General features: G+C 37.5%; 28 protein-coding genes and 2 pseudogenes. 12 read left to right on the top strand and 18 right to left on the bottom strand.

The genetic code is table 11. The annotated features are described in order from the left end of the window. Positions 1 to 294 precede the first annotated feature (294 nt). Positions 295 to 1,368, top strand: coding sequence for an aromatic acid exporter family protein (locus RZN25_14155; protein MEQ6377958.1), 1,074 nt, complete (start codon positions 295 to 297; stop codon positions 1,366 to 1,368). Positions 1,369 to 1,628: 260 nt separating this feature from the next. Here RZN25_14155 and RZN25_14150 read toward each other — a convergent pair whose 3' ends face one another. The 3 genes from RZN25_14150 to RZN25_14140 form a co-directional block, all read right to left on the bottom strand. Then, positions 1,629 to 3,395: an ABC transporter ATP-binding protein gene (locus tag RZN25_14150; GenBank protein MEQ6377957.1), complete on the bottom strand. Its 1,767-nt coding sequence runs from the start codon at positions 3,393 to 3,395 to the stop codon at positions 1,629 to 1,631. A 244-nt stretch (positions 3,396 to 3,639) separates the two neighbouring features. Beyond that, positions 3,640 to 4,167, bottom strand: a complete 528-nt coding sequence (locus RZN25_14145) for a DUF402 domain-containing protein (protein MEQ6377956.1) — start codon at positions 4,165 to 4,167, stop codon at positions 3,640 to 3,642. 1,008 nt (positions 4,168 to 5,175) lie between these two features. After that, positions 5,176 to 5,526 (bottom strand): gamma-type small acid-soluble spore protein, encoded by a 351-nt coding sequence (locus tag RZN25_14140; GenBank protein MEQ6377955.1) that lies wholly within the window; start codon positions 5,524 to 5,526, stop codon positions 5,176 to 5,178. Between the two features lie 170 nt (positions 5,527 to 5,696). On the opposite strand from RZN25_14140, the gene RZN25_14135 reads away from it, so the two are divergent. After that, positions 5,697 to 5,912 carry a hypothetical protein gene (locus RZN25_14135; GenBank protein ID MEQ6377954.1) on the top strand — a complete coding sequence of 72 codons (216 nt, stop codon included), beginning with the start codon at positions 5,697 to 5,699 and terminating at the stop codon, positions 5,910 to 5,912. A 442-nt stretch (positions 5,913 to 6,354) separates the two neighbouring features. Here RZN25_14135 and mutY read toward each other — a convergent pair whose 3' ends face one another. Continuing rightward, a complete protein-coding gene (gene mutY, locus RZN25_14130) occupies positions 6,355 to 7,473 on the bottom strand; it encodes an A/G-specific adenine glycosylase (GenBank protein MEQ6377953.1) in 1,119 nt (372 codons plus the stop codon). Here mutY and RZN25_14125 point away from each other — a divergent pair. The 3 genes from RZN25_14125 (at position 7,472) to RZN25_14115 (ending at position 8,881) form a co-directional block, all read left to right on the top strand. Continuing rightward, positions 7,472 to 8,452: a metal-dependent hydrolase gene (locus tag RZN25_14125; GenBank protein ID MEQ6377952.1), complete on the top strand. Its 981-nt coding sequence runs from the start codon at positions 7,472 to 7,474 to the stop codon at positions 8,450 to 8,452. The genes mutY and RZN25_14125 overlap by 2 nt on opposite strands. 99 nt (positions 8,453 to 8,551) lie before the next feature. Then, a complete protein-coding gene (sspK, locus tag RZN25_14120; GenBank protein ID MEQ6377951.1) occupies positions 8,552 to 8,701 on the top strand; it encodes a small, acid-soluble spore protein K in 150 nt (49 codons plus the stop codon). A gap of 18 nt (positions 8,702 to 8,719) precedes the next feature. Next, complete coding sequence (locus tag RZN25_14115) at positions 8,720 to 8,881, top strand: YpzG family protein (protein ID MEQ6377950.1); 162 nt, start codon at positions 8,720 to 8,722, stop codon at positions 8,879 to 8,881. Positions 8,882 to 8,949: 68 nt separating this feature from the next. Here the strand turns inward: RZN25_14115 and RZN25_14110 are convergent, their stop codons facing one another. Both RZN25_14110 and recX read right to left on the bottom strand, forming a co-directional pair. Beyond that, positions 8,950 to 9,297 carry a YfhH family protein gene (locus RZN25_14110; GenBank protein MEQ6377949.1) on the bottom strand — a complete coding sequence of 116 codons (348 nt, stop codon included), beginning with the start codon at positions 9,295 to 9,297 and terminating at the stop codon, positions 8,950 to 8,952. 11 nt (positions 9,298 to 9,308) lie between these two features. Continuing rightward, positions 9,309 to 10,121 (bottom strand): recombination regulator RecX, encoded by an 813-nt coding sequence (recX, locus tag RZN25_14105; GenBank protein ID MEQ6377948.1) that lies wholly within the window; start codon positions 10,119 to 10,121, stop codon positions 9,309 to 9,311. Between the two features lie 118 nt (positions 10,122 to 10,239). On the opposite strand from recX, the gene RZN25_14100 reads away from it, so the two are divergent. The 5 genes from RZN25_14100 to RZN25_14080 all read left to right on the top strand — a co-directional run bounded on the left by RZN25_14100 (position 10,240) and on the right by RZN25_14080 (position 15,095). Beyond that, positions 10,240 to 11,142 (top strand): TIGR01777 family oxidoreductase, encoded by a 903-nt coding sequence (locus tag RZN25_14100; GenBank protein MEQ6377947.1) that lies wholly within the window; start codon positions 10,240 to 10,242, stop codon positions 11,140 to 11,142. A 29-nt stretch (positions 11,143 to 11,171) separates the two neighbouring features. Beyond that, positions 11,172 to 12,290: an amidohydrolase gene (locus tag RZN25_14095; protein MEQ6377946.1), complete on the top strand. Its 1,119-nt coding sequence runs from the start codon at positions 11,172 to 11,174 to the stop codon at positions 12,288 to 12,290. Between the two features lie 262 nt (positions 12,291 to 12,552). After that, positions 12,553 to 13,866: a hemolysin family protein gene (locus RZN25_14090; protein ID MEQ6377945.1), complete on the top strand. Its 1,314-nt coding sequence runs from the start codon at positions 12,553 to 12,555 to the stop codon at positions 13,864 to 13,866. 453 nt (positions 13,867 to 14,319) lie between these two features. After that, entirely contained in the window at positions 14,320 to 14,877 is a 558-nt protein-coding gene (locus tag RZN25_14085) for a GNAT family protein (protein MEQ6377944.1), read from the top strand. 89 nt (positions 14,878 to 14,966) lie between these two features. After that, positions 14,967 to 15,095, top strand: a complete 129-nt coding sequence (locus RZN25_14080; protein ID MEQ6377943.1) for a YfhE family protein — start codon at positions 14,967 to 14,969, stop codon at positions 15,093 to 15,095. Positions 15,096 to 15,476: 381 nt separating this feature from the next. Here RZN25_14080 and RZN25_14075 read toward each other — a convergent pair whose 3' ends face one another. The 4 genes from RZN25_14075 to RZN25_14060 form a co-directional block, all read right to left on the bottom strand. Continuing rightward, entirely contained in the window at positions 15,477 to 16,151 is a 675-nt protein-coding gene (locus tag RZN25_14075) for a DUF3298 domain-containing protein (protein MEQ6377942.1), read from the bottom strand. Positions 16,152 to 16,210: 59 nt separating this feature from the next. Further along, positions 16,211 to 16,504, bottom strand: a complete 294-nt coding sequence (locus RZN25_14070; GenBank protein MEQ6377941.1) for a hypothetical protein — start codon at positions 16,502 to 16,504, stop codon at positions 16,211 to 16,213. Positions 16,505 to 16,720: 216 nt separating this feature from the next. Further along, positions 16,721 to 18,052, bottom strand: a complete 1,332-nt coding sequence (locus RZN25_14065) for a TrkH family potassium uptake protein (GenBank protein ID MEQ6377940.1) — start codon at positions 18,050 to 18,052, stop codon at positions 16,721 to 16,723. A 1,122-nt stretch (positions 18,053 to 19,174) separates the two neighbouring features. Further along, complete coding sequence (locus tag RZN25_14060) at positions 19,175 to 19,543, bottom strand: hypothetical protein (GenBank protein MEQ6377939.1); 369 nt, start codon at positions 19,541 to 19,543, stop codon at positions 19,175 to 19,177. Positions 19,544 to 19,676: 133 nt separating this feature from the next. On the opposite strand from RZN25_14060, the gene RZN25_14055 reads away from it, so the two are divergent. Continuing rightward, a complete protein-coding gene (locus RZN25_14055; protein ID MEQ6377938.1) occupies positions 19,677 to 19,922 on the top strand; it encodes a hypothetical protein in 246 nt (81 codons plus the stop codon). A gap of 341 nt (positions 19,923 to 20,263) precedes the next feature. Next, on the top strand, positions 20,264 to 20,893 hold the full coding sequence (locus RZN25_14050; protein ID MEQ6377937.1) for a LysE family transporter: 630 nt from the start codon (positions 20,264 to 20,266) through the stop codon (positions 20,891 to 20,893). On the opposite strand, the gene RZN25_14045 is transcribed toward RZN25_14050, so the two are convergent. The 8 genes and pseudogenes from RZN25_14045 to RZN25_14010 all read right to left on the bottom strand — a co-directional run bounded on the left by RZN25_14045 (position 20,883) and on the right by RZN25_14010 (position 26,617). Then, entirely contained in the window at positions 20,883 to 22,208 is a 1,326-nt protein-coding gene (locus RZN25_14045; protein ID MEQ6377936.1) for an amino acid permease, read from the bottom strand. The two genes, RZN25_14050 and RZN25_14045, sit on opposite strands and share 11 nt — an antisense overlap. Before the next feature lie 114 nt (positions 22,209 to 22,322). Continuing rightward, positions 22,323 to 22,526, bottom strand: a complete 204-nt coding sequence (locus tag RZN25_14040; GenBank protein ID MEQ6377935.1) for a methionine aminopeptidase — start codon at positions 22,524 to 22,526, stop codon at positions 22,323 to 22,325. A gap of 386 nt (positions 22,527 to 22,912) precedes the next feature. Further along, positions 22,913 to 23,341, bottom strand: a complete 429-nt coding sequence (locus RZN25_14035; GenBank protein MEQ6377934.1) for a hypothetical protein — start codon at positions 23,339 to 23,341, stop codon at positions 22,913 to 22,915. A gap of 365 nt (positions 23,342 to 23,706) precedes the next feature. After that, the gene (locus tag RZN25_14030) at positions 23,707 to 24,261 is read right to left on the bottom strand and encodes a cell wall hydrolase (protein ID MEQ6377933.1); all 555 of its coding nucleotides are present in this window, start codon (positions 24,259 to 24,261) and stop codon (positions 23,707 to 23,709) included. Between the two features lie 261 nt (positions 24,262 to 24,522). Continuing rightward, the gene (locus tag RZN25_14025) at positions 24,523 to 25,119 is read right to left on the bottom strand and encodes a hypothetical protein (protein MEQ6377932.1); all 597 of its coding nucleotides are present in this window, start codon (positions 25,117 to 25,119) and stop codon (positions 24,523 to 24,525) included. Positions 25,120 to 25,221: 102 nt separating this feature from the next. Continuing rightward, complete coding sequence (locus RZN25_14020) at positions 25,222 to 25,995, bottom strand: transposase (GenBank protein ID MEQ6377931.1); 774 nt, start codon at positions 25,993 to 25,995, stop codon at positions 25,222 to 25,224. A gap of 5 nt (positions 25,996 to 26,000) precedes the next feature. Next, positions 26,001 to 26,242, bottom strand: a pseudogene (gene tnpA / locus RZN25_14015) (IS200/IS605 family transposase). A gap of 54 nt (positions 26,243 to 26,296) precedes the next feature. Then, positions 26,297 to 26,617, bottom strand: a pseudogene (locus tag RZN25_14010) (hypothetical protein). Between the last annotated feature and the right edge of the window lie 92 nt (positions 26,618 to 26,709).

Genomic DNA, 26,709 nt, shown 5'->3' with positions numbered 1-26,709 from the left:
AAAACGACAACTAACTTGACAAACACCGCTTCCTCTATTCACTCACTTTCATAACCAATCAGCAATTTTGCGTCAATAGACTCCTTCTATTCACTCACTTTCATAACCAATCAGCAATTTTGCGTTAATAGAACCAATAATGGGTATATGTATAAAATAGGGTTCTTTCTTACCCTTTGTATTCGTATAATGAAATCGTCCATCTTTTTTACATATTTTTATATCGACTATACTAAGGAATACGCTATAATCAATTAGGTTGAACAAAGTTAAATAAGCTAAATAGGTGATGTTATGAAATTTGGAGCTCGAATTATTAAAACCGGGTTGGCTGTTGCGCTCGCCCTTTATACGGCAAAGTTATTAGGTCTGCCTTCCCCAATATTCTCTGGGATTGCTGCTGTTTTTTCCATACAGCCATCCATTTATCGATCTTATCAAAATATTATTGAACAGGTTCAAGCCAACATCATTGGTGCTTTGAGTGCAACCATAATCGTACTCTTGCTAGGAAATGATCCTTTTATTATTGGACTTACTATCGTCCTAGTAATTGCATCTTGTTTAAGTTTGAAAATGAAGGAATCGACGATAATGTTGGCTGTTGTTGCAGTCATGTCTATAATGGAATCCACGCAAATGGACTTCTTAACCTTTGCTGGGATTCGGTTTTCAAGTATAATGATCGGCATTTTTGCAGCCTTTTTAATTAATCTTTTGTTTCTTCCACCAAAATATGAAACAAAGTTGTTCGGTAAGATTGATTTTCAATCTGGGGAAGTCTTAAAATGGCTACGTGTCACAACCCGCCACCTTTCGGATCACCCTTCATTAAAGACTGAAATTGAGAATATTCAAAAGGGATTAATAAAAATTGACCAAACCTACCTTTTATTTCAAGAGGAAAGAAACTATTTTAAAAAAGTTGGACTTGCCAAAGCAAGAAAGCTAGTTGTGTTCCGACAATTAATATTAACTTTGAAAAAGTCTTTTGAAGTATTGCGTGCTTTTTACGACATGGACTATAAGCTTGGGAAAATGCCAGAATCCTTCCAGCTACTATTAATACAAGAATTAGATAAGGTAATTAATGCACATGAAACTTTACTTTTAATGTGTTTGGGGCGTATACGATATGATGATGATTTCTCAGAACGAGTGATTGAGGCTGACATCGAGAAAATCGTGAAAGAGCTGGCATCGATTTTTCACACAAACCACTTTGAAAAAGAAGAATTAGAATTCCTTCCGTTGACTACCAAGCTCATGGAATATTCGAAGCAAGTAAGTCACTTAGAGCGATTATTGAGTAGTTATCAGCAGTTCCATCAGAAAGAACAATTTAATGTGTCAAAAGAAGAAATATAACGCCAAACGCATGGGACCCATCCCATGCGTTTAATTATTACTAAAGTAACCTAGACACCTTATATGATAGGATGGCAAATAAGTTAATGAGGTACCCATTCCTTGTTCTCGAGGGAGTACATACATGAAGATTCTACCCCTTATGAGCGGGCAATAATACTCCCGCTGACAGTCATCTCAATCCTAACTATTTCTGTTTTACTTGTTTTTATGGTTGGCTCTATTAGAAAAAGCCAAGGTTTCCCTTGGCTTTTCGTAAACTATGAATATTGAGGCTCATTCTGATCCAGTTGCTGGACCTGGTACAGGTTATAATAAATGCCCCTCTTTTTCATAAGCTCTTGGTGTGTACCTATTTCCTTTACTTCCCCATGATCAATGAGGATAATTCGGTTCGCATGCGTGATCGTTGCCAATCTATGTGCAACAATGAATGTAGTTCGATCATGTGCTAATTTTTCTAAAGCCTCTTGTATGAGGTGTTCGCTTTCCAAATCAAGGGAGGATGTGGCCTCATCCATAATGAGTAATGGAGGGTTTTTCAAAAAGACTCGTGCAATCGCAACTCTTTGCTTCTGCCCTCCTGAAAGCTTAACCCCTCGCTCGCCTACTAATGTGTCGTACCCATTAGGTAACTCCATTATAAAGTCATCGGCGTTAGCGGCTTTGGCTGCTTCCACTACTTCTTCATCCGTTGCATCTGGATTTCCCATTCGAATGTTGCTAGCAACCGAATCACTAAACAAAATATTGTCCTGTAGAACCATTCCAATTTTGTCACGTAGAGATCTTACTTTTACAGTTCGTATATCGCGGCCATCTAGCAAAATACGTCCGTTTGTTACATCATAAAATCGTGGAATTAAACCGACAAGCGTGGACTTTCCTCCGCCACTCATCCCTACAAAGGCGATCGTCTCTCCTGCTCGAATATCCAGACGGATGTCTTTCAATACCATCGATTCTTCTTCACCATACTGAAAGGATACGTGATCGAAGGTAACCTTTCCTTCTACCTGATTTAGTTCAATAGCTTCCTCATCGTCTTCTATATCATATTTTTCATCTAAAAATTCAAACACTCGGTCCATAGAAGCAATCGATTGAGTCAGTGTTGTTGACGAGTTAACCAATCTGCGTAATGGATTATAGACGCGATCCATATAACCAACAAATGCAACCATTGTTCCAATAGTGACATCTCCCAATATCGCCAAATATCCAGCAACACCAACAACTAAAAGAGGAGCCAAGTCAGTGATTGTCTGAACCACAGAATATGTTTTAGCATTCCATGTCGTATGCTCTATCGCTTTATCTAAAAAGTTTTTGTTACGGATGTCGAACTGATTTTGTTCATGATCCTCCAGCGCAAAGCTACGAATGACCGGCATTCCCTGTACTCGCTCATGTAAATGTCCTTGAACCTGGGCTAAGGCTTGTGAGCGTTGACGAGTCAAAAATCGTAGTTTTTCATAAAAATATTTAACTGAAAATCCATAAAGAGGGAACATGGCTACTGCAACCAATGTCAAGCTTGGGCTCATGGTTAGCATAATGATAAGCGCAATGACAATGGTGAACATGTCCAACCAAATATTCATTAGTCCAGTTATTACAAATGTTTTCGTTTGTTCCACATCATGAATCACACGCGATATTATCTCACCTGTTTTATTTTGTGAATAATAGCGTAAACTTAGCTTTTGAATATGTTGAAAAAGTCGATCTCGAATATCATATAATACTTTGTTTCCAATCCATTGTGCTAAGTATTGTCGATAATATTCCACAGGAGGTCTAACAACTAAAAAGATGAAAAAGGCGCCTCCAATTAACCATAGAAGCTGATTGATCTTCTCTTGATCAGCCATTGATTCCGCCCCAACTATGTCATCAACGACATACTTTAGGATAAGTGGCATCAATAGAGGAATGGAAAATTTAATAATTCCTATGAGGACTGCCAGTATAATTTTACCCTTATATGGTGATACAAAGGCTAAATATCTCTTGATGCTTTCCATATATCCACTTCCTTCAAATAAAGTGAAACTTCAATCATTGGCCGTTTCCCGCTGAATGTCAGCACCCTAGGTTATGACCTAAAGACCCTTGAACCAAATCGGACAATTATGGGCAGTTTATCCCCCAACTACTCTTCTCTTTTTACTTAAAATTTGAAGTAGGGGTATGAATGCCCGTTAATGCAGGATAGTAGATTCATAGTTAATAAAGACGATTGCCTGCAGGCTAGCTACAGGCAACTTTTCAATAATACATCAAATAACGTTCATACCATTGATCAATGAATTCAGGAGAAAATGGTCCTTTTCGTTGTCTAATCCATCTTATTAATGTATCAACATTTTTATGAAGAATTCGGTCTAGGACCTCTGGGTAATTCATTTGTTCCTTATGTTCCTTATACTCATCTTCGTCTAACAAAATATAGGTCATATCTGGAAATACTTTTATGTCTAAATCATAGTCGATATATTTAACAGCTTCTTCATCAGAAACGAAAGGGGAACTAATATTACAATAATAATAAATCCCATCATCCCGGATCATCCCTATGATGTTAAACCAATGTTTAGAATGAAAATAGCAAATTGCAGGTTCTCTTGTAATCCATGAACGTCCATCTGACTCTGTCACTCGAGTTTTATCGTTCCCACCAATAATGATATTGTTCGTTGCTTTTAGGCAGGTTGTCCGCTCCCAGACCCGATGTAAATGTCCATCATGCTTGTAACTTTGTATTTTCATCAATTGCCCTGGTACTGGCACTGACATATAATCCCCTCTCTCTAACTACCGCACCACTTTTCTTTTACATTCTATTATAACGATTCTTGTCCAAAAATGGAAATATGTAAACATGAAGGCAGCTCTATGGAGTAAATTTATGTTTATAAAATGCCGTATATAAATACCCATTCTTATTGAAAACAGCTGTATAAGATCCTGTTGATAAACCATCCAATTGGGCAACAAAATCTAAGTTCGACATTCCAACTACTACGTCCAGCCGTCATTCACAAGCCGACTATTTGATCATTAATTGTCCATTCCGAAGACATGTATTGACAATTACCCCCTCGGATTTAGAACAAAACCATTCTTATTAAACCCAATGGTTTGAGTGCCTCCCCACCCTCCTTGGTATTGTCACCCAACGAGAGTGGATAACACTATCTTTCGAAAAATCTTCACATAAACTCCATCCTTAGTTTAACTTGACAATCGACTAAAGTTATAAATAGCTGATAGTAAGAAAAGCGCAAGCGCCCTTGACCATCGACGTAAGGCGGTGGACCTCATCGATATTAAGGATCGTCGGCTAAAACCGTCACATCGTGTGGTGACTACATCGTGTAGGCCCAAAGGAAACACGGTTCACGAGGGCTCGCATCCTGCGAGTCAGTTCGGTGTTGCGACAAATGTTTTCGGTGGGCCGAGTAATCGGATGTCGCGTTTTTAACCGAACCTCCTTCATCGATGTTGACTTATCGATGGAGAGGAGGGAATCTACTCTAGTCGATAGGGCGCTGGAGCTAGACAAGTTTTATACTTTCCTATCTGTTAAGAAAAGCGCAAGCGCCCTTCGAAACAAGCAAAGCACTTGTTTCTGCGAAGTAGCTCTATGTAGCTTTTCTTACTCGGGGCAAAAAATTCAAAGATTACTCGATGATGCTTTTTCGTTGGAGTTAGACAAATTTTATACTTTATCTTCTAAAAAAAGAGCACTCCATCGATAATGGAGCGCTCTCAAAGAAGAAACATACTTCGGGGGTATGTTGGCTATTTTTTGTTTTGCTCAGCTTTTTGGTTTTGCTTACGTACTTGTTGTGCATCAGTTTCGCTAGCAAATTCTGTTCCAAATTGTCCAGCTTGCTGACCTTGAGCAGCCTTTTGGTTTTGCTTACGTACTTGTTGTGCATCAGTTTCGCTAGCAAATTCTGTTCCAAATTGTCCAGCTTGCTGACCTTGAGCAGCCTTTTGGTTTTGCTTACGTACTTGTTGTGCATCAGTTTCGCTAGCAAATTCTGTTCCGAATTGTCCAGCTTGCTGACCTTGAGCAGCTTTTTGATTTTGCTGCTTTACCTTTTGAATGTTAGTACCTGATTGAGTTTGTTGTTTTTGGTTAGCCATTTTGTATCACCTCCAATACCTTTAATTTGTCCACTACTTAATCAGATATGTATTAGAAAAACTTGGTTTTTTCAGAAGTGAATATGAGTAAGTTTTACTTCAAAAGAAATAATAATACGGAAAGAGTTGAGAAATCCAAAAGTTATCCTTTTGTGAAGGAGTTGGAACAAATGTATGTTGGAAGAGATATGGCAGAGCTTTTAATGACAAGAAAAGATGACTGGAAAGAAGACGAGCTAGCATTTTTTCATAATGCATTGAGCCAAATAGCTCCCTATTTGAATATAGAAGGTACAACTATTCTTAGAGAGATCAATAAAGAAATTGAACGAAGAGGTGGCCTAAATAAAACCGATACTGACTACGAGCAAATTATTTATGATTAATGAGCGAGCGAGATCTGAAGGTAAGTTGAGAAATGCGAGCATAGGATTAGGTTGGGTTAATGCGCGATAAACGAATGAAATGAGCATTGAGTAGATGAGTTGAGCTTGTAAAGGATAAGTTGAGCATTAATGTAAAAAAACCGAGCATAAAATCTTGGATTTTGAGCATACTCCCCACGATTCCTGAGCATTAAAGATAAAGGTCGCGCATAGACAAGTTAATTTGAACCTATAAAGAGATTATTGAGCATAAATTTATAAGTTTTATTAAAAACTTGGGTTTTCTCAATTTTAAGCTTTTAATCTTGCGTGAGTCATGCTTAACTGTATTAGGAAAGCCAGGTCTTAATAGCCAAAGCCTTAGTTTTTCTTATACTATCAACCGACCAAAGCTATAAATTCTGATAGTATAAAAAAAGCGCCTTGTAGCAAGGCGCTTTCCTTATAATAATTTTTTAATTTTTTGATGGGAAACAGGGAATGGATACGTATCCAACTCTGTCAGTGGGGTGAACATCGCTGAAGGATGATCCAAAGCTCCTCCATTAAGCCTACACATTCCAACCTGTAGATCCCATATCCTATGAGAGAACACATGACGTATGGATTCAATCTGCTGGAAATTTGTTATTATTAATCCATACTCTGCTTCATACCATAGAGACATATTATCCTTTTCTATGGTGTCTATTGGGATCATCGGAAATTCCCAGAGGTTAGCCAGCAATCCAGTAGATGGACGTTGTTGAATCAAAACTCTTCCTCGATCATCTTTTACAATAGGAACATAATAATTGACCACAGCTTGGACTTTTTTCGATGATTTTACAGGTAGAGATTCTTGAATTCCTTCTTTAAATGCTCTGCAATGCTCCTGAACTGGACACAGCAGACAAGATGGAGATTTAGGAGTACAAACCAAAGCTCCAAGCTCCATTAATCCCTGGTTAAATGCTGATGGATCATTTTTTGAAATCAGTTCTCGAACTATTGATTCAAAAAGAGATCTGGTTTTTCCTTTAGCTATGTCATCTGTAATTAACAGGATTCTCGATAGTACACGCATGACATTCCCATCTACAGCAGGTTCTGGTTTTTGAAAAGCTATGCTTAAAATGGCACCTTGTGTATATGGACCAACACCTTTCAAATTTCCGAGTTCTTCCTTTGTATCTGGGACAGAACCGCCATATTGCTCCACGACTTCTCGTACTGCGTTTTGAAGGTTTCGAGCACGGGAATAGTATCCTAGACCTTCCCAAGCTTTTAGCACCTCTTGCTCTTCAGCAGTGGCTAGAGTGTCTAAAGTCGGAAATTTTGAAAGAAAGTGTTTATAATAAGGTATAACCGTTTCTACTTTTGTTTGTTGAAGCATAATTTCGGAAACCCAAACTTCATAAGGAGTAGGATCTCTTCTCCAGGGAAGGTCCCGTTGCTCCTTTTTAAACCAATGAATTAGTGAATTTTGAAAGGATTGAATTGGAAATTTTTCTAAATGTTTATTCACAAGTACCCTCCTGCTGATAAAGTTTATATTGTGATGCGAAAGGAGGCTTTCCATGGATACAGGAACACACATTGTTATGGGTGTTGCCTTAGGAGGATTAGCTACATTAGATCCAGCTATCAATCAGGACCCTGCTTATTTCAATGCTGCTATAACAGGGACGATTATTGCTTCGCACGCGCCTGACTTTGATACAATTTTAAAATTAAGAAATAATGCCACATATATTCGAAATCACAGAGGTATTACTCATTCCATCCCATTTGTGATTTTTTGGGGTATTTTCATCTCAACTATTATATATCAATTTGTTCCATCGATAAGCTTTTTGCATTTATGGCTTTGGGTATTCGGCGCTGTTATTATGCATGTTTTTGTTGATTTATTTAATGCCTATGGAACACAAGCTGCTCGTCCATTTTCAAAAAAATGGGTCGCCTTCGGTTTTATTAATACCTTTGACCCCTATATTTTTATATTGCATTTTATTGGGATTATTGCATGGTTATTAGGTGCTGATCCTGGGATCACTTTTATCATTATTTATGTAGTGATCGCCCTTTATTATATCAAGCGTTACTTTGATAAACGAGAAATAATTAAAAAAATATATGAAGTCTTTCCTGATAGTGAAAACATTGCAACCTCCCCAACTCTTTACCAAAATACATGGAGAATTGCGATTACTACAAGGGATCACTTTTATGTTGCCCGGGCAGAAGATGGGCACATTCGCATTCTTGATGAATTTTTAAGGAAGCCATTGCCTAATATCACAATTATGAGAGCAGCCTTAAAAGATCCAAACATTTCAGCTTTTCTTTCCTTCTCACCTGTTTACAGATGGGAAATTGACGAATATAACAGTTTAATTGAGGTTCGTTTTATCGACCTTCGATATCGATCAAAAGGACGTTATCCTTTTGTCGCGGTTGTTCAAATGGATGAAAACCATCAAATTTTAAGCTCCTATACTGGATGGATTTTTTCTGAAGAAAAATTGAAGCAGAAGCTTGATCCAATATTGGAGTAACTAGTGAATTCCCATCATTTACTCTTATACAATGGACCACAGCTACGCAAACTATAAAAGCATCAGGATGGGTGCAAAAGTTAAAAGGGGGAATTCAGCGTGAGAAACAAAAAGAAAGGGTTTCCCGAAATGCATTTAGATGGAGAGCCTCGTGCAAAAGCCATTTACGCCTCTAAACGTGCAAATGGCACCATTCAAACTCGTCCAAATGAGCGGATGCAAGAATCCTCTCAACGAACTAACTCTTAATGAATGGAGGAGCATATGATGGAAGGTAAACCAAGAAAAGCATTTTTTGACAACCTATATAGCAATCCCTTTCAGTCTCCAAGAGCCAACCCTAAGCACTCCGGACACCAAGTGAATGGGGAGACCATGCAAAGTCAAACACAGATTAAACAGCAGCTGTTTAAGAAAAATAATGCCTAACTGTTAATTTTAGTTAACGCAAGCCCCTACTGAGGTAGGGGCTTTATTTGATTAAACCTTTGATTTTACTACGACAGCTTCTTGCCCAACAATGAAATCGGTAGTGCTTCTAAATCTTCCTCCGCAGCATGGTCTTTCTGCTCTCGTACTCCGCTCCCTCGATTTCCCCATGCAAAAACGCCACGTAAATATTCTATTTTAAAGGATTCACCTGGAGTTGCATCGAGTTCATACACTTCACCAGCTTTAAATTGCGAAGGGTCCATGGTATATGCTTTAGCCATGGTCCATTTTCGTTCATATACCGCGAGTTCATTGACCATACCCATTTGCTCTGCCTTGATTGACTTTTCTTTAAGTGCTGCCATTTCTTTTTGAAGTACTTCAACGGACATCTCACTATATCTCTGTTCCATTCCTATTCCCCCTAGCCCATTTCTTTTTGTATCGTATCCAGAAATCGCTCAATTTCATCAAAGGTAAAGCCCTTTTGATATAAAGAAGTCTTTACTTTTTGCTTGAGCTCAAACCCTTCATACTTTCTTTGGTACTTAGCAACAGCCTTTTCCCCTTGGTAAACTATAGCATTCCATTCTTCATCGGAATCTTTATTTAATTCAATGTTTTGCAAACCTTCTTGTATGATATCCTGTGTGAATCCTTTTTGTAAAAGGGTCTGCTTAACTGTCTGTAAAGCTTGTTGATGAGATTTTCTCTTTTCAACAGCTATTTTCTTTTCAATTAGTTTCATTGCTTTTTCTAGTTGTTCTTCTCGGGAATAAAGGGTAAGGGAATTCTCAATAATAGAAGCTTCTACTCCTTTATCCATCAGTTCTTTTTTTATTAAAATTGGCCCTTTACCTGAAGTGTTTTTTCGAGTAGCAACAAAGGATGCAGCAAATTCTGCGTCATTTAAGTACCCTTCACTTTTCAAACGATTAATAACTTGGTCAATCTGATCTTGTTCCACTTCTTTTTTACGTAAGTATTGTACCATTTCCTGTATTGTACGCATTCGATAACTCAAAAAATTGATTGCTAAAGAAAAGACCTGGTGAACTTCATTTTTCTGTTCAAGGGTTTTAAGCAAATTGGAGTCAAGCTCCATTCCCTTCTGAAGGTGGAATTCGATCAGTATGTCCTCATCAACTCCAAAGCCAAATTCCTCCCCTTGTCCCTTGTCCACAAAAATATTATATCTTCTCTTTTTCTTTTGGGTGGAGATTTTAGTGATTTTCATTCGGTTTCACCTCTTTTTTTATCATACCAAAACTTATGGGAAATAGCAGGGAAAGTGAGTGATTTTTGCTTACAACTAGGCTACACTAGGACTATGATTTCTTAAGGGAGGGATTCAGTTGAATATTGCCATTGCAGGTGGAACTGGCTTTGTTGGGCGAGAGTTAATTAATTTTTACACTAATCTTGGACATCAGGTTTATGTTCTCACACGATCTCCTCAGAAATATACCAGCTCTGAACAGATTAAATATGTTGGTTGGCTCTATGAAGGAGCTAATCCCGAGAAAAAACTACCTTTATTAGACGCGATTGTGAATTTGGCTGGAGAGTCTTTAAACAGTGGACGCTGGACAGAAAAAAGAAAACAACGAATTTTAGAAAGTCGAATCCAGTCAACAAATTCTGTGATTTCACTCATGGAGAATATTCCTGATAAACCAAAAGTTCTAATCAATGCTTCCGCAATTGGGTTTTATGGCACCTCTGAATCAGCTACTTTTACAGAAGAAACGACTATACCAGGTGATGATTTTTTAGCACATGTCGTTAATGAATGGGAAAAAACAGCTAGGCAAGCATCTGATCTAGGTGTTCGTGTCACTCTAATTAGATTTGGAGTTATTTTAGGAGATCAAGGGGCTCTACCAAAAATGATTCTCCCTTTTCAACTGTTTGTTGGAGGGAAATTAGGAAAGGGGAACCAGTGGATTTCCTGGATTCATATACAAGACGTCGTTGGAATCATTCATTTTGCTATAGAAAATGAAAATATCTCAGGACCTATAAATGCAACTGCTCCACATCCAAAAAGAAATCATGAATTCAGTAAAATTTTATCGGATATTTTGAAACGTCCCTATTGGATCCCAGCACCAAGCTTCGCCCTACGTTTAGCACTTGGTGAAATGAGTGAGCTTGTTCTAAAAGGACAATATGTATTACCAAAAAAAGCGCAAAAATTTGGATATGTTTTTCAATATGACGATTTACAAACAGCATTGTCGGATATCATAGAATAGAAATGTTTGAAAGAAAGGATCACCTTCTGATGAAAACTTTAATCAAAAATGTAACGATTCATCCTATCACCTCCCCGGTTATTGCTGAAGGTGAAGTGCTTATAGAAAATAAAAAAATCAAACAAGTAGGACAGAATTTATCAAATGAAGTTGATCAAGTGATTGATGGTCAAGGATTTAATTTATTCCCAGGATTTGTTGATGTCCATACACATCTTGGACTATATGATGAAGGAACAGGCTGGGCAGGAAATGATGCGAATGAAACAATAGAGCCAATGACCCCACATATCAGAGCCTTAGATGGTGCTAATCCATTAGATATCGCTTTTCATGATGCGTTATCCCATGGAGTGACTGCAGCACATATTATGCCAGGAAGTGCCAACGTAATAGGCGGCACAACCTCAGTCATCAAGACGTATGGTCAAAACATTTCCAAGATGATTATCAGAGAGGTTGCTGGCTTAAAGCTTGCATTAGGTGAAAACCCGAAACGAATTCACTCCCAGTCAAACAATGATTCCATCACACGTATGGGGATAATGGGGATGCTGCGTGAGGCTTTTACGCATGCCACCAATGATCAGAGGCCAACTAATTTAAGAACCAAACCCCTTAAAAAGGCATTAGCTAGAGAAATTCCTGTTCGAATTCACGCTCATCGGGCAGATGATATTTTAAGTGCTGTCCGCCTTGCAGACGAGTTTAATCTGGATTTACGAATTGAACATTGTACAGAGGGACATCTCATAGCCGAGGAGTTGTCAGGAAGAAATCTCAAGGTTTCCGTTGGTCCTACGTTTACTCGAAAATCAAAGGTGGAACTGAAGAATAAAACATGGAGTACTTATAAGGCTCTAACGGAGCACGGGATCGAGGTTTCCATAACGACAGATCATCCATACACACCCATTCAGTATTTAAATATTTGTGCAGCACTTGCGACACGCGAAGGATTGGATGAACAAAAGGCACTTGAGGGGATTACCATTCTTCCTGCCAAGAATTTAGGTGTTGATGACCGAATTGGTAGCATTGAAGAAGGAAAAGATGCAGACCTTGTTTTATGGAGTGGACATCCTTTTGAATTTCGATCCAGACCAATATGGACTATGGTTAGTGGAGAGATTGTTTTTTCCCTTTAGTGAAACTTTAATCAGTTAGTGGCATTTTATCCCCTACCTACTCTCTTTACGTTTCACTTAAAACTCGAGATGGTGTATGGCTCCTTTCACCCGGGATAAATTAAAATATGGACTTAATGGCAAGGAATGAAGAGCAACCTAATGGCTGCTCTTTTTCATTTAGGGAACAAGCGCATGCTCATTTGAAATTAGGGAAAACTGCTAATGTGCCCTCTTAAAACCCAAAAGGAGGTGACCGTTCTTACTTTGGTAAGACGCCTATATGATACTTATAAATATTGTACTAATTATACTTTTGATCGCCTTGACAGCATTTTTTGTTGCTACTGAATTTGCTATCGTAAAAGTAAGATCTTCAAAAATTGATCAATTAGTTGCTGAAGGGATCAAAGGGGCTTCTTCAGCCAAAAAGGTAATTACTCACCTAGATGAATATCTTTCAGCTTGCCAATTAGGAATTACAATAACAGCCTTAGGGTTAGGTTGGCTTGGAGAACCAACAGTTGAAGATATTCTTCATCCTGTGTTTGAACAGCTTCATATAAACCCTAACATAGCATCTATTCTTTCATTTGCAATTGCATTTTCTTTCGTGACTTTTCTTCATGTTGTAGTGGGTGAACTTGCTCCCAAAACAGTAGCCATACAAAAAGCAGAAAACATCGCTCTTTTATTTTCTCGACCTATTATCTTATTTTATAAGATTATGTATCCAGCTATATGGTTACTTAATGGCTCTGCACGAGTTTTGGTCGGTATGTTTGGTATTAAGCCTGCTTCTGAACATGAAATTGCCCATTCCGAGGAGGAATTACGAATTCTTCTTTCCGAGAGCTATGAGAGCGGGGAAATCAACAAAAATGAGCTGAAATATGTAAATAACATTTTTGAGTTCGATGAACGAGTTGCAAAAGAAATTATGGTACCACGAACGGAAATGATTGTTTTTTCTATTAACGATACTTTCGAAAATATTATTGATACTGTTAAATTCGAAAACTATACTCGCTATCCTATAATTGAGGGTGACAAAGACAATGTAGTGGGGTTTATTAACATCAAAGAATTACTTACATCAAAAATCAAAAATGATTTGCCCGATCCAAGCATTAAGCTTGAAGAATTTGTAAACCCCGTGATTAGAGTGCTTGAATCCACTCCTATTCACGACCTCCTTGTTAAAATGCAAAAAGAGCGTACGCATATGGCTATTCTTATGGATGAATATGGAGGAACCTCTGGTCTGGTTACAGTTGAAGATATTTTAGAGGAAATTGTAGGAGAAATCAGGGACGAGTTTGATGAAGACGAAGTGCCTGAAGTTCGCAAGTTAAGTGAAAATCATTTTATTATAAATGCTCGTCTGCTTATTCAAGAAGTAAATGACTTGCTTGGAATTGAACTTAATGATGACGAGATCGATACCATTGGTGGGTGGTTCATGACCCAATCGTTTGATATTGAAACTTATTCTGAAATCGAAGTGGAAGGATATTTATTTAAAATCTATGAACGGGAAGGCCATCATATCCTTTATTTAGAGGTAAAAAAACTTCCTGAGGAGAGCATAAAATAGTCTTTAAAAGCACCTTTTTTGGCTGTCAATTTCTGTCGATATTTTGCTAAAAAATTCCTACAAAAAACTATTCCATTTTGGTTTAAAATCAAGTATGATATTTTTGCTGCTAAATCGAGAAATGATAAAGCGAAACTTCAATCAGTGGGGTCCCCCCACTGATTGTTAGATGAACCAATCGGACATTTACGGGCAGTTTATCCCCACCTACTCTTTTCGTTTCACTCAAGACTTGAGGTTGGGGTATTAGTGCCCGTTATGCGGGATAAACCTATAAATCAAATAACCGATTCCTAGGGAAGGCAAATGGTGCGCCACCAGTTTACTGGTTCTAGTGGGTTCGATTCCCATCCCGGATTTTTTAAGCTTCCTATAAAAATTCGAGGGTGGAACGTCCATTTTGGATTCCTATGGAGAAATCTGCCCTTTTCAAGAAATGGAGGGCATTTTTTAATGATTAAAAAACGCGAATTACACGAGTCTCCTATCCTTTTTGATTATATGATCGATCCTGACGTATTTCCTTTTGTACGTCATAAAGCCTATACTAGTGATGAATTTTATTTCCTAACTAAAAAAACAATAGAAGCTGAAGAAAAAGGCGAACTTATTTCAAGAACAATTTTAGATGAGTGGAACCAACCAATAGGCACGATTAACTTATTTGACATCCAGGATTGTGCAGGATTTCTTGCCACATGGATTGGCAAGCCATTTTTTGGCAAAGGATACAATCAATTAGCTAAAGATACATTTTTCAAAGAATTGTTCTTTGAACTTGAAATAGAATCTATTTTCATGAAAATACGCAGATTAAATGTCCGTTCTTTGAGGGCCGCTTCGAAACTCCCATATGTATCTCTAGCAAATGAAACCCACCCTGAAATCTTCCAGAAAATAAATGAGGTTGAGGATATTTATGACCTGTTTGTGATTACGAAAGAGCAATATCTCTTTTATTTATTACGCAATCAGCCTGTTCATGTTCAAGAAGAAGCAAAAGAAGCCTAATCATAGGGCTTCTTTTTTTGGTGAATAACACTTGCTCCTTTCGGAAACAATGGAAGTAGTAATCGAATCTTATGGAGGAGTGGGTAGCAATGAAAAGCAAAACTAGAAGAATTCAAGAAGAGAAAAATGGATTATCTAAAGCGCAGGAAGTAAACTATGGACGAGAGTTCAAGCGAGCGGATCGTGCGTATTTTCGTTCAAAGGGTCAGAAAGGCTAGCTTTTCACCAGATGTACCCCTGTGAATACTTTTTGTGAATACTTTTGTGGATAATGTGTATAAGTAGCAAAATCTGTATGTTTAAAATGTTAAGAATGTGGATAATACTGTTGATAAGTGATTGTCTTTGTTATTTCTCTGTGTAACAGAGTTGAATTCCTCCCCTTTGTAAATAGATTAAGACAATCAACGAAAAACTGCATCTCTATTAGGAGATGCAGCTTTTTTTTACAAGATAAGAAAATAAAAAATTTGTCTAGCTCCTGTGAAAAAGCTTGCTCGAGTAATCTTCGAAGTTTTTGTCTCGAGGAAGGAAAGCTACTTAGAGCTACTTCTCAGAAACAAGTGATTTCTTTGTTTCGAAGGGCGCTTGCGCTTTTCTTAGAGGATTTCCTTTCTCAGGATCGTGGAAATTTCTCTTAAAGGAATAGTAATTTGAGGTGTCCCATATTCTCCTGTTGCCACCTCATATTTATTAAATACTAAAGTTACATGTCCCTCTTTAACGTAATATGCTAGGTCAGGACGAATGGCTTTGAATGATTCATTCCCTTGTAAGTATTTGTTAGGGGCACTGCTCATTTTTCCAATAACCTTCTCATTTAACTTATTTACGTTATCGACAAAATCGTCTAATTGAATTAATGTGGCACCACTTTCATCCACAAAGTTATAAGAATGAATATCCTCACCAAATTGGTTTCCATTTGAAAAACTTTCACGAATCAATAGTGAATAAAAACAGCCTTCTTTAATCAATTTATAATCGACAAATAAATGATGCTTTCCATTTGGAGTTATTTTCTCTTCTTCTCTTAGTTGGTCAATCTTTTGATTGATTTCTTTTTTTATCTTGTGATTTAGTTGGTCTTGGAAAGCTCCATCCTTTAAACCAGATAAAATAGGGTATTCTATTTGAATTGATTTTTCATCCGCATATGATTCTGTTTGAATGTTTATGGAGTTTGAGCAATCATTTTCTTTTGCCTCAGTACTTGCATAAGGAAAAGGAATGGCGAGAAGTAGCATTAAAGCAATTACCCATTTTTTCAACATATTACATTCTCCTTTCATACGCTTAGTATGAACAAGGAGAAAAAAAAACATGTGGTAGATCAGACCTGTGTTTCGAAACTGTTAACTTTGTTTAGATGATCTTGTGCCTTCTTTTCTGCTTCTAGAAGTGTCTCCCCATGGCCATAACCTACTCTCAATCCCTTCACTTCGAAACCAAGCACTAATTGCCATAGTTCATCTTGAGACAAAGTCGAGAAAAAAATTTTCGTCAGTCCCACTTTTTCCTCAACACTTATCTCTTTGTTTCCATGCGCAAAAATTATTTCTAAAGCAGTTGTGAATGAGACTTTCTGATTTACATGTTCCATTATAATACACGAATATCTTTTCATATTTCACCTCCATAAAGGAAACTTCAATCATTGCCCGCCCCCACTGATTCAAGGAATGAACCTAAAAAACCTTGAACCAATCGGACATTTGCGGGTAGTTTGCCCCCCACCTACTCTTTTCAATTTACTTAAGACTTGAGATGGGGGTATTGTCTGACGTAAGCGCGGGATAAATAGCTAATAGTATATAAAAAAAGAGACTTTTTAAAGCCTCTTTTACCCAATAATAATATTTTCTTTTGGATAATGAAAAAGATCTGCCTTATTTTTCCCTCGGATAATAAAGAGAAACGAAAAGATCCCAATTCTTCCAACGAACATTAGGAAAATGATGACGAGCTTTCCAAAGCTGCTTAAATCTTGTGTGATGCCTAGGGATAACCCTGTAGTTCCAAAGGCTGACGCAACTTCAAAAATAATCTCTACTAATGAAAAATCCTCAGATAAGTTGAGAATAATTACAGAAGAAAGACAAAGTAGTGCAGCAGTTGTTATAACCACAAATGAGCGAACCATATCTTCTGGATGTATCTCTCTCTTAAACAGCTTAATGCTGGAATTTCCTTTTGCATAACTGTAAATCGTTAATAGGGCAATAGCAAACGTAGTAGTTCGGATTCCACCACCAACACTACTTGGAGAAGCTCCAATGAACATTAGAACACTAAGCAAGAGTTGGGTTTCAACTGTGAATTCTGCTACATCCATAGTAGCTAATCCACCATTTCTTGTTGTAACAGATTGGAATAAGGCATAAAAGAAGGACTCATGCCATGTCATTCCTTCAAAAAAGTTGTTCCATTCAAAAGCAAGAATCAAAACAAATCCTACAACAATTAAGCCAAAAAAAGTAACCGTAGTTAACTTTGCAAATAAAGAAAACTGATATTGCTTTCCGTGGAGTCCTCTTAAATAATCAATAACTTCAATTAAAACGGGGAAACCAATAGCCCCTAAGATAAGGAGTAACATATTTACCGTTTGAACAAAATAATCATTTGCAAATGGAATCAAAGATTGTCCCGTAATATCAAATCCTGCATTAGTAGTGGCACTTACTGCTGCAAAGAAGCCTTGGACCACCGCTTCTTGCCACGTTGAAAAATAAGACAAGAAATAAAAGCTCAATATTACAGTACCAAATATCTCTATAATAATTATCGTTGATAATATTTTAATCATAACTCTAACTAAACCAGATAGAGTAGACCTGTTCTGATCAATTTGAATGAGTTGCCTCTCCTTAAGTCCTATCTTCTTTCCAACAAGAATCCATATAAAGGTTCCTAGTGTCATGATCCCAATTCCACCGAATTGCAAGATAAACGCCAACACAAAATAACCAGCTGTATTAAAAGTCTCTGCTGTCGAAAACACAGTAAGTCCTGTTACACTAATCGCACTAACAGCCGTAAAAAAAACATCCAAAAAACCTAAGTCAACATTATCTCTATGTAAAAAAGGCAAACTCAGTAATAGAGTAGCTATTGCAGAGGCAAGAAAATAAAAAAGAACAATTAACTGAACTGTAGAAAGTTCCTGGTTCATACGCCATCTTCTTGATCTCTTTTTCACTATTTCCCCTCCTCATCTCTAGTAATAAGAACTCATGTATTTTATCATAACCTACTTAGTAAACCAATGAAAAATTGTATTTGAATGAAGTATTTATACATAAGAAAAGCGCAAGCGCCCTTGATCATCGACGTAAGGCGGTGAGGCCCGCAGGATGTGGGTCACGTAGGCTTTGCCACACGATGTGGCGGTTTTAGCCTACGATCTCTGAGATAAAGGAAACACGGTTCACGAAGTGAATCGATGTTGACTTATCGATGGAGAAGAGGGAACCGACTCTAGTCGATAGGGCGCTGGAGCTAGACAAGTTTTATACTTTCCTATCTGTTAAGAAAAGCGCAAGCGCGCTTCGAAACAAGAAAAGCACTTATTTCTGCGAAGTAGCTCTAAGTAGCTTCCCTTACTTGGGGCAAAAACTTCGAAGATTACTCGTTGAAGCTTTTTCACTGGAGCTAGACAAATTTTATACTTTCTGACTTATCTTTCAAATAAAAAATAAAGTAAACTTCAATCAGTGACCGTCCCCCATTGATTGTTACCACCCCAGGACATGTCCTGGGGGCCCTTGAACCAATCGGACATTTACAGGTAGTTTATCCCCCACCTGCTCTTTTCGTTTCACTTAAGACTTGAGGTGGGGGTATTACTCCCATGAAATAAATTTTCATCCTTGTTGGTGAACCTTGCTTCATGGTTGGCTACCCGTTCATGCGGGATAAAATTTAAAGACGCCCTTAAGGCGCCTTTTAAAAAGATAAAGTAAATAAACTCTGTCAGACTTAAGCGAAAGGGTTCATCGATTAATCTTCAAAATTTTTACCCAAATGATCACATTAAGGAAAACAAATTAGAGCTACTTCACATAAAGTGAAACTTCAATCAGAGCCCGTCCCCAAATGATTGTTAGCACTCAAGGTTATGACTAAAGGCCCTTGAATACAGCAGTTTATCTCCCACCTACTCTTATCGTTTCGCTTAAGACTCAAGGTGGGGTATTGCCCGTTCATGTAGGATAAAGCAAATGCTTTTCTTGTTTCTAGGGACAGCCTAACAACTAGAGACACTTCCCTTCTCTCACTCGATGATCAAGGCTGCTTACGCTTTTCTTATTGTATAAATAGCCTTTTCTGTATCGATTTTAAATCCATTTTCACTTTCTTCTGCTTTGAATTCCCCCATAAGGGGCATCTCAAAAACATCTTGTGGTAGTGGGATGTATTCTTTTGTATTTTCAGAACCCCTTATTTCTCCTTCTCCCTGTAAAAGTAACTCTTGGTGTGCCAAATATCCATCTATTGATTCCCTCTCTAAATCACGAACGGAGTAATTTGATAAATGAATATGTACTTCATCCATATCAATAATTTCTTCCTTACCTGTTGCTTTTTCTTTCTTAGTTATATATAAATTCTGCCCTTTCTGTCTATCAAGCCACTCTGTTAATTGGTAAATGGATTGAACCATGCTATTCCACCTTTCTCATGTTTCTAATTGTAATTTCCCCATATGTCTTCTTTTCATGCGATGAATCTATACAAGAATACTAATTATTCCCCAGGGAATATTAATAATCGACAAATATAAGGAGGTTCTTTAAATGGATACTTCCATAGAAAAAGCTTTACAGATGACAAAAAAAGCATATGAAGCTGTTCAACAGGCTCAAGAAAATCCAGCTTACTTTCAAGAAGCTCAAAAACAACTTCTGATTGCGGAAGATAGCATGCATGAGATTTTAACAAATGATACAACTCCCACTATTAAAGAGCAGCAAGAAATTAATCGTATGAAGGACCTTCTTCGCCTTACAGAAGAAACCCAGCAAGTAAACCGCATGACATAAAGGGGATACTTCAATCAGTGGCCGTTCCTCACTGATTGTTAGTACCCAAGCATGACCTAAAAGCCCTTCAACCAATCGGACATTTATGAGCAGTTTATTTTTCATTTCACTTAAGACTTGAGGCGGGGGTTATTCCCATGAAAATAAAACATTAAATTTTTCATCCTTGTTGGTGAAGCTTGCTTCATGGTTGGCTGCCTGTTCATGCGGAATAAAAGAAAAGGGTGGAATGTACTAGGACACAAGATAATGTGATCTCCACCAATAACGAAATTGAAGTACTGAAAAAAAATCTCCTCGAATAAGCTTTAGTACAAGCTAACGAGGAGGATCTTTTTGTTATGGGCATTTTCTTTAGTTATGTTTTTCTCGGATTATCACTTGCTGCCCCCATTGGTCCAATTAATGCAGCCCAATTGGATCGTGGTATCAAGGATGGATTTTTACATTCCTGGTTTATTGGGCTTGGATCTGTATGTGCAGATATTCTTTATATGCTCCTTGTTTACTATGGAGTGATACATATTCTTGAAGCTTCTATTGTACAGGCATTCCTGTGGTCCTTTGGCTGCTTTGTCCTGATTTATACAGGGGTCGAAAGCTTTGTCACTTCGAGCAAAATAATTAAACCTGATTGGTCAAGACAAAGTCATTCCTTATTGAAAACCTTTTGGACAGGCTTTTTTATGGCATTATCGAACCCATTAACCATTCTTTTTTGGCTAGGGATTTATGGATCAGTTCTTGCCAAAACCGCAACATCCTATGACAACGTTCACCTTGCTCTCTATAGCTCAGCTATTGTTCTTGGCTTAGTCATTTGGGATATCTCAATGGCTGCAGTCACAAGTCATTCCAGAAAAATATTGAACAGTAAAGTTTTAGTGTTTATAGCTTCTCTATCAGGATTGTCCCTTATTGGTTTTGGATTATATTTTGGCTATCAAGCATTTAAAATTCTTATTTTATAAACTGTTCCTTTTTCCATCGCTTAGACATAATAAAGGTTACAATGAAGATAACAAGTAAAAAACTTATACTCACAAAAAAGCCTGGCCTTCCAGCCTGATCAACAACTGTTCCACTGATACCGATCAAAATAAGTACTAAGGCAAGCCAACGTTTCATTTGATCAAAGGAAGTTAGTTTAGATAGCTTTTTAAATGAAAATAAAATCATGATCCATGTGTAAAGGATCATTAAGCCTGCCGCTGTAGTAATGTACTCATAAATCTTTTCAGGAAGTAAAAAAGAAACAATAATGGATAGGGCCATCCCTGAAAATGTTAAAGTTGCTGCCCGAAAAGGAATATCTCTTTTGCCTGTCTTTTGAAACAGTGGAGGTGCATCTCCATCTTTAGCAAGGACAACAATCATCGTTGTAATCGCATAAAGAGAAGCTGTCATTGTTGAAAAGCCTGCTATAATTAGGGCTCCGTTTAAGACATCTGGAACAATTGGTAGGTTATATTGGTCAAGAGCCTTGATGAATGGACTTTTGTCTGGTGTGAACTTATCCCAATTCACTAACAGTATCGCAAGCGCAATTGACGTCATATAGATGATGGCAAGCCCGATAAGCATCACTCTTCCTGAACGAGGTGCCTCTTTCGGGTCTTTTAATTCACTGGCCATGATGCCCATTACTTCAATTCCTGCAAAGGCATAGAATGCATATATAAATGCGGACCAGAGTCCAGTAAACCCTTCAGGTAACCAAATATCCCTTTGAAATGAAACTTCTACCCCTATTTTTTCCCCATTCAAAACTCCAAAAGCACCTAGAGCAGCTATCAAAATAAACATGAAAATAGCCGCAACTTTGACCACGGCAAAAACATTCTCAGCTTTTTCAAAACCATTAACACCTGTTAATATTACAATCATTCCAAGAATTCCATAAATGGCGGCAAAAATCCAAAGCGGTAAATCAGGAAACCAAAATTTCGAAAAAACTCCTAAAGCAGTGAGTTGACTTCCCATTATAAGCATTTCGGAAGACCAATAAACCCAGCCAATACTAAAACCCGCCCATTTTCCAAAGGCTTTTTTTGCGTATGTACGAAAAGATCCTTTTTCGGGATGCTCGGCTGTCATCCTTGCCATCGCTTGGAACACAATATAGGTCCCTATGGACGCTAACAAATATAATAAAATAACAGATGGACCTGCTTGTTTTATTGCGATACTGGAACCAAGAAAATAGCCCGTTCCAATTATGCTGCCAATTCCCACTAAGGAAAGCTGCCACCAAGTTAATTTTTTAGTTTCCTTTTGATTAGTCATGATGAAACCTCCCCACCTTAACTTTTCTAGTGTTCGATGGAGTGCAGCGAATTATTCTTTTGCAGAAAAGGATTGAAAGCTGCAAACAAAAAACTTGGCGCAAGGCCAAGTTCATTATCCTCTCCCATCCCATTCTTCAAATAATCCACTCCCATTACAACTTACACAATCATAAACATTCGCATAGTAATATTCATCAGCAAAAGTATAGAAACCACGACCACGACAATCCGGACAAATCCCTAAAGCTTCCGCCTGATTAATCCTTTTTTCCTCTCGATTCGTTCTCCATTCGGAAAAAGCGTTTATTAGTCCCATGATCTTTCACTCCTCTTAACTTGGGTAAGGTATTCCCTATCCCACTTATTTTCTTTTATTATTTGGAAAATGAGAGGAATTATACCTGTTTTATCTATAACAATAGAGTAAAACTTCAATCAGTGGCCGTCCCCACTGTTTATTAACATCTAAAGGTATGACCCAAAGGCCCTTGAACCAATTGGACATTTACGGACAGCCAACCATGAAGAAGCTTCACAAACAAGGATGAAAAATTTAATGTTTTATTTTCATCCCCCACCTACTTTTTTCGTTTCACTTAGGGCTTGAGGTGGAGGTATTACTACCCGTTCACTTAGTATGAAAGCGCATACAATATTTTATGTATTTTATCCTGGGAAAGTGATTAGTCGAATAAGGTTGTACTATTTATTTAGTTCCTTATAGGCAATAACTTTTAATGCATTTATTTCTTCTTCCGAGAGTTTTTCCTCCATTAACTGCATAAGTTCTTCCTGTTCTTCTTTACTTATGCCACCTTTAAGCTGACTTGCCACTTCTTTCATTTCATTCATATCAATTTTCTTTAAAATCGCTTTCGTAGCTTCCTCACTTGTGGTAAAAGGTAATGCTTCATTAGATACATCACTTGCATCTGTAAGAAAAGCTTTTAATTGTGGATCCACGTCAATCATTTCTTTTATCTCATCTAAATTTTCTTCCTTAAGTAGTTCATCATTTACATAGGTCATGATCTGTTCAGATGCAATCGATGTACCAAAATAATAGATCGCTGCACCGCCAATTCCTATGATTATAAGTAGTGTAATTACAATTTTAAAGATTATTTTCATCTGGACTCAACTCCTTTCCATCAATATATTCGATATCTAGAGATTTTTCACTAGTTTTTTGGCAGTAGATATTGAGTTTATTTAACCATATTTTTCTATAGGAAGCGTATTTCGAATAGGGTCGGCTTTATTATCTTCCCCATGTTTAGTTTCACCTCGAAAATGCTGCTTGTTCGACTTATTTTCATTCCTCTTCTTTCATTCTGCGTCGGACATGGGGATCTCATAACCATTAACCTATTTTTTGGAAAAAATTTGCTTGTCGCCAAGTCCTAATGGCGTTATACTATCGACCAAAGTTATAGCTGAATGTATAAAAGAAAAAGCACCCACAAAAGGGTGCCTCACTCAACTAGAAATGATATTTACTTCGCAAATACATGATTTCCAATAGTTACAGTTACTTGGCGTGATTTAATCCAGTCACTCTGAGCTGTTCTAGGATTATAGAAGTATAGTGATCCACTTCCTTGTCCGCGGAAAGCGAGAGCTTCAGATACTGCGTGTTTTGCTTCAGTATCAGCTGCTGATTTAATTGTACCATTTTGTACTGGTGAAAAAGCATAGTAACCATAAGCTTTTTCGTTAATAACTCCACTAATTGTATTCGGGAAAAGCGAACTATCTACACGGTTTAAAACCACTGTGGCAACAGCTACTTTACCTGCATAAGGCTCTCCCTTAGCTTCAGCGTGTACAAGTCTTGCTAACAGATCACGTTCCCATGCACTAACAGAGTTCGGAATCTGTAATCTCTCACCAACATAGAGCATGCTACTTGTTCTACCATTTAATCTCATTAATGAATTTACAGTTACACCATAATTCTTGGAAATCACCCAAAAAGATTCTCCGGATTTTACAGTATGTGTAGTCGCTGCATCGACTTGACCATTTATAGCAAAGGTAGATAATCCCATAGTTGCGATTAAAGCAAATAATAGTTTTTTCATCATCGATAACCTCCTATATGTTTCTTTCAATCTCTCTATCAACAAGGCTATCATTTGTAACATAGTTATTCATGGTCCAAAAAATGGAAAGTCCATCAAGGCTATCAAAACCCCTGATGGACTTCATTCCGTTTTATTCATGGAAAATTTATGAAAGTGTGTAAAATTGGCATTTATTATTCCCACTGGTTAGAACTGGGCTTATTATTACAAGGTATTTATCGAAAACTAGTCACTTTTTTTTCGCATATGAACAGTAACTTTTTTGACAAACGGCATGGCCTCTTCTCTAAAAAGATACAAAAAGAAAAGTCCGCTACTTGCTCGTAAAACAAAGGATGTTAGAATAGCAATATTCATTCCAAATTCCTCTAAAAGAAAAACTCCAAACTGTGGCGCGATGAAACCTATAACAGCGAGCCATGTATTATAGTTTGTTATATATGATGTTCTTTTTTCTTCTCCTGAAAACTCTAACAACTGGTTAAACAATAGAAGAACTGTTCCAGCAACGAAGAATCCTGTAAGTAAATTCACGAAAACTTGATAGATCAAGTTCGTGGAAATAATGGTTAATAATGGTGCAATTGCCATTCCAAATACTACAAAGACAAGCAACTGAACATTTCCAATTTTTCCTGCCATTCTTTCCCACCATTTAAAGCTAACGACCTGTGAAATTTGATTTGCTACAACAAACAAACTGACCCAAAACCCAGTGGCACCTGCATACTTAATTTGATAGATACTAAATAGTGACCAAGCCATTTGCCAAGCAAAGTTAAAATACAATCCACCCAGTGAACTACTCCCACCACTTCCCATCCTTACGGGTCGCTTGAAGTGGGTGCTTCTCGACTTATCGTTGCTTTTACTAGCCAACGAAAACTGACCGAGCTAACCCTCTTGTTCCAAAAGTTATTGTTTCTATGATAACGCTAATAATCTTAATCCTTCATTTTTGATGTTGATAGCTGAATTGTAGTCACGATCTGCCACGTAACCACATGAACAATGATATGTACGTTCAGATAGCGACATAGGCTTTTCTGCACCACAACAAGAACATTTTTTAATGGAAGGAAACCACTTATCAATTTTCACAATCTGTTTCCCTTGTTCTTTTAGCTTGTACGCTAAGAAAGTGGTGAACATGCTCCAACCATTGCTGTGAACGCTTTTTCCAGAGGGAAGGGCTTGTGACATTCCTTTCATGTTCAAGTCTTCCATCACCACAGCATCAAAATTAGAAGCTAATTCTTTTGATTTGTGGTGGAGAAAGTTCTTACGTTGATTGGCTGTCTTTTCTTGTAGTTTAGCCACTTTCTCGATGTTGCCATTGACTAAGTTAGTTGTGTAGGATTGTTTAGCTTTACGGTTCTTGAACTTTGGAAATTCAGCATTTCCTTCAAAGAAATTCTTATAGGTAGTCTGCAAGTTGATTTGTGCGTTCGCTAAGGCTAGTGAATCCACTTCTTTTAGGAATGGAAATTCACCTTTATATTTTGCAGGAGTCGGAAACTTTTGCTTTTTAAGGGCTTCTTTATCGTTTTTGAACTTCTCATAGGTTCCCTTGCGTTCAGTTAACATCTTGTTATAGACAAAACGAACACAGCCGAAAGTTTTGGCTAAAAATACGGCTTGTTCTTTGTTTGGCAACAATCGAAATTTGAAAGCTTTGTTTTGTTTGGTCCTATCCATTCGCCTCACTTTTGACCTTGAATTTCGATATATTTTTTGATGGTATCCATTGGAGCACCGCCTGTTGTAAGCAGGCAGAAACTCCTTGACCAGAACATTTTTTCCATAGCTTTTTTTGATATACGGAAAATCTCTCTTTATCAATCGAGAACTTGCACTCTTATAAACATGGATGAACTTTGATAATTCAGAGTTTGGATAAGATGTGAATATGGTCTTTATCATGATTCCATTCCACTAAAGATAAATAAACGACTAAAGCCATCGGTATTAGAAATAACCGAGTCATCAATGTAGCAAGTCCAACGACAGTTTTTTTCCTTTCTAACCGACTGACAACCCATGCCGCCAACAACGATCCAAACATCCCTATAAACTGTAGCAAAGAAGAAATTAAGCCTACCTGATAATTCGTTGCTGATAAAACAGAAATCGCAAATAAAGAAAAATAATTATTCGTAAATGCTAATACAAGGGTAGTTATAATTCCGCTTCTAATACTGAGACTTTCATTGATCTGTGATACTTGGTGCTTTTGGTTCACTTTCTTCTCTTCTTCCTGCATTTTATACAAAAACCCACCAACGGCAAACGGTTGATGGGTTTTTAGATTCTCTTCCATTGTCTTTTCTGATAGAGATTATTCCACAGGAATAAAGCATTTTACTTGATTATTTTTTAATAAGAAAAGCGCAAGCGCCCTTGATCATCGAC

It is taken from the genome of Bacillaceae bacterium S4-13-56 (genome assembly GCA_040191315.1).
Classification (GTDB): domain Bacteria; phylum Bacillota; class Bacilli; order Bacillales; family JAWJLM01; genus JAWJLM01.
This window is presented reverse-complemented; position numbering and strand designations above follow the sequence as displayed.

Excerpts from the sequence above, each read along its gene's own strand:
- RZN25_14090 (MEQ6377945.1), top strand. The coding sequence starts at position 12,553 with ATGATACTTATAAATATTGTACTAATTATACTTTTGATCGCCTTGACA.
- RZN25_14150 (MEQ6377957.1), bottom strand. The coding sequence starts at position 3,395 with ATGGAAAGCATCAAGAGATATTTAGCCTTTGTATCACCATATAAGGGT.
- RZN25_14045 (MEQ6377936.1), bottom strand. The coding sequence starts at position 22,208 with ATGACTAATCAAAAGGAAACTAAAAAATTAACTTGGTGGCAGCTTTCC.
- RZN25_14085 (MEQ6377944.1), top strand. The coding sequence starts at position 14,320 with ATGATTAAAAAACGCGAATTACACGAGTCTCCTATCCTTTTTGATTAT.
- RZN25_14140 (MEQ6377955.1), bottom strand. The coding sequence starts at position 5,526 with ATGGCTAACCAAAAACAACAAACTCAATCAGGTACTAACATTCAAAAG.
- RZN25_14155 (MEQ6377958.1), top strand. The coding sequence starts at position 295 with ATGAAATTTGGAGCTCGAATTATTAAAACCGGGTTGGCTGTTGCGCTC.
- RZN25_14125 (MEQ6377952.1), top strand. The coding sequence starts at position 7,472 with ATGGATACAGGAACACACATTGTTATGGGTGTTGCCTTAGGAGGATTA.
- RZN25_14025 (MEQ6377932.1), bottom strand. The coding sequence starts at position 25,119 with ATGGGAAGTGGTGGGAGTAGTTCACTGGGTGGATTGTATTTTAACTTT.
- RZN25_14115 (MEQ6377950.1), top strand. The coding sequence starts at position 8,720 with ATGGAAGGTAAACCAAGAAAAGCATTTTTTGACAACCTATATAGCAAT.
- RZN25_14110 (MEQ6377949.1), bottom strand. The coding sequence starts at position 9,297 with ATGGAACAGAGATATAGTGAGATGTCCGTTGAAGTACTTCAAAAAGAA.
- RZN25_14020 (MEQ6377931.1), bottom strand. The coding sequence starts at position 25,995 with ATGGATAGGACCAAACAAAACAAAGCTTTCAAATTTCGATTGTTGCCA.
- RZN25_14030 (MEQ6377933.1), bottom strand. The coding sequence starts at position 24,261 with ATGGGATTATCTACCTTTGCTATAAATGGTCAAGTCGATGCAGCGACT.
- RZN25_14075 (MEQ6377942.1), bottom strand. The coding sequence starts at position 16,151 with ATGTTGAAAAAATGGGTAATTGCTTTAATGCTACTTCTCGCCATTCCT.
- RZN25_14070 (MEQ6377941.1), bottom strand. The coding sequence starts at position 16,504 with ATGAAAAGATATTCGTGTATTATAATGGAACATGTAAATCAGAAAGTC.
- RZN25_14065 (MEQ6377940.1), bottom strand. The coding sequence starts at position 18,052 with ATGAACCAGGAACTTTCTACAGTTCAGTTAATTGTTCTTTTTTATTTT.
- RZN25_14095 (MEQ6377946.1), top strand. The coding sequence starts at position 11,172 with ATGAAAACTTTAATCAAAAATGTAACGATTCATCCTATCACCTCCCCG.
- RZN25_14055 (MEQ6377938.1), top strand. The coding sequence starts at position 19,677 with ATGGATACTTCCATAGAAAAAGCTTTACAGATGACAAAAAAAGCATAT.
- mutY (MEQ6377953.1), bottom strand. The coding sequence starts at position 7,473 with ATGGAAAGCCTCCTTTCGCATCACAATATAAACTTTATCAGCAGGAGG.
- RZN25_14080 (MEQ6377943.1), top strand. The coding sequence starts at position 14,967 with ATGAAAAGCAAAACTAGAAGAATTCAAGAAGAGAAAAATGGATTATCT.
- RZN25_14060 (MEQ6377939.1), bottom strand. The coding sequence starts at position 19,543 with ATGGTTCAATCCATTTACCAATTAACAGAGTGGCTTGATAGACAGAAA.
- RZN25_14035 (MEQ6377934.1), bottom strand. The coding sequence starts at position 23,341 with ATGAAAATAATCTTTAAAATTGTAATTACACTACTTATAATCATAGGA.
- recX (MEQ6377948.1), bottom strand. The coding sequence starts at position 10,121 with ATGAAAATCACTAAAATCTCCACCCAAAAGAAAAAGAGAAGATATAAT.
- RZN25_14145 (MEQ6377956.1), bottom strand. The coding sequence starts at position 4,167 with ATGTCAGTGCCAGTACCAGGGCAATTGATGAAAATACAAAGTTACAAG.
- RZN25_14050 (MEQ6377937.1), top strand. The coding sequence starts at position 20,264 with ATGGGCATTTTCTTTAGTTATGTTTTTCTCGGATTATCACTTGCTGCC.
- RZN25_14040 (MEQ6377935.1), bottom strand. The coding sequence starts at position 22,526 with ATGGGACTAATAAACGCTTTTTCCGAATGGAGAACGAATCGAGAGGAA.
- RZN25_14135 (MEQ6377954.1), top strand. The coding sequence starts at position 5,697 with ATGTATGTTGGAAGAGATATGGCAGAGCTTTTAATGACAAGAAAAGAT.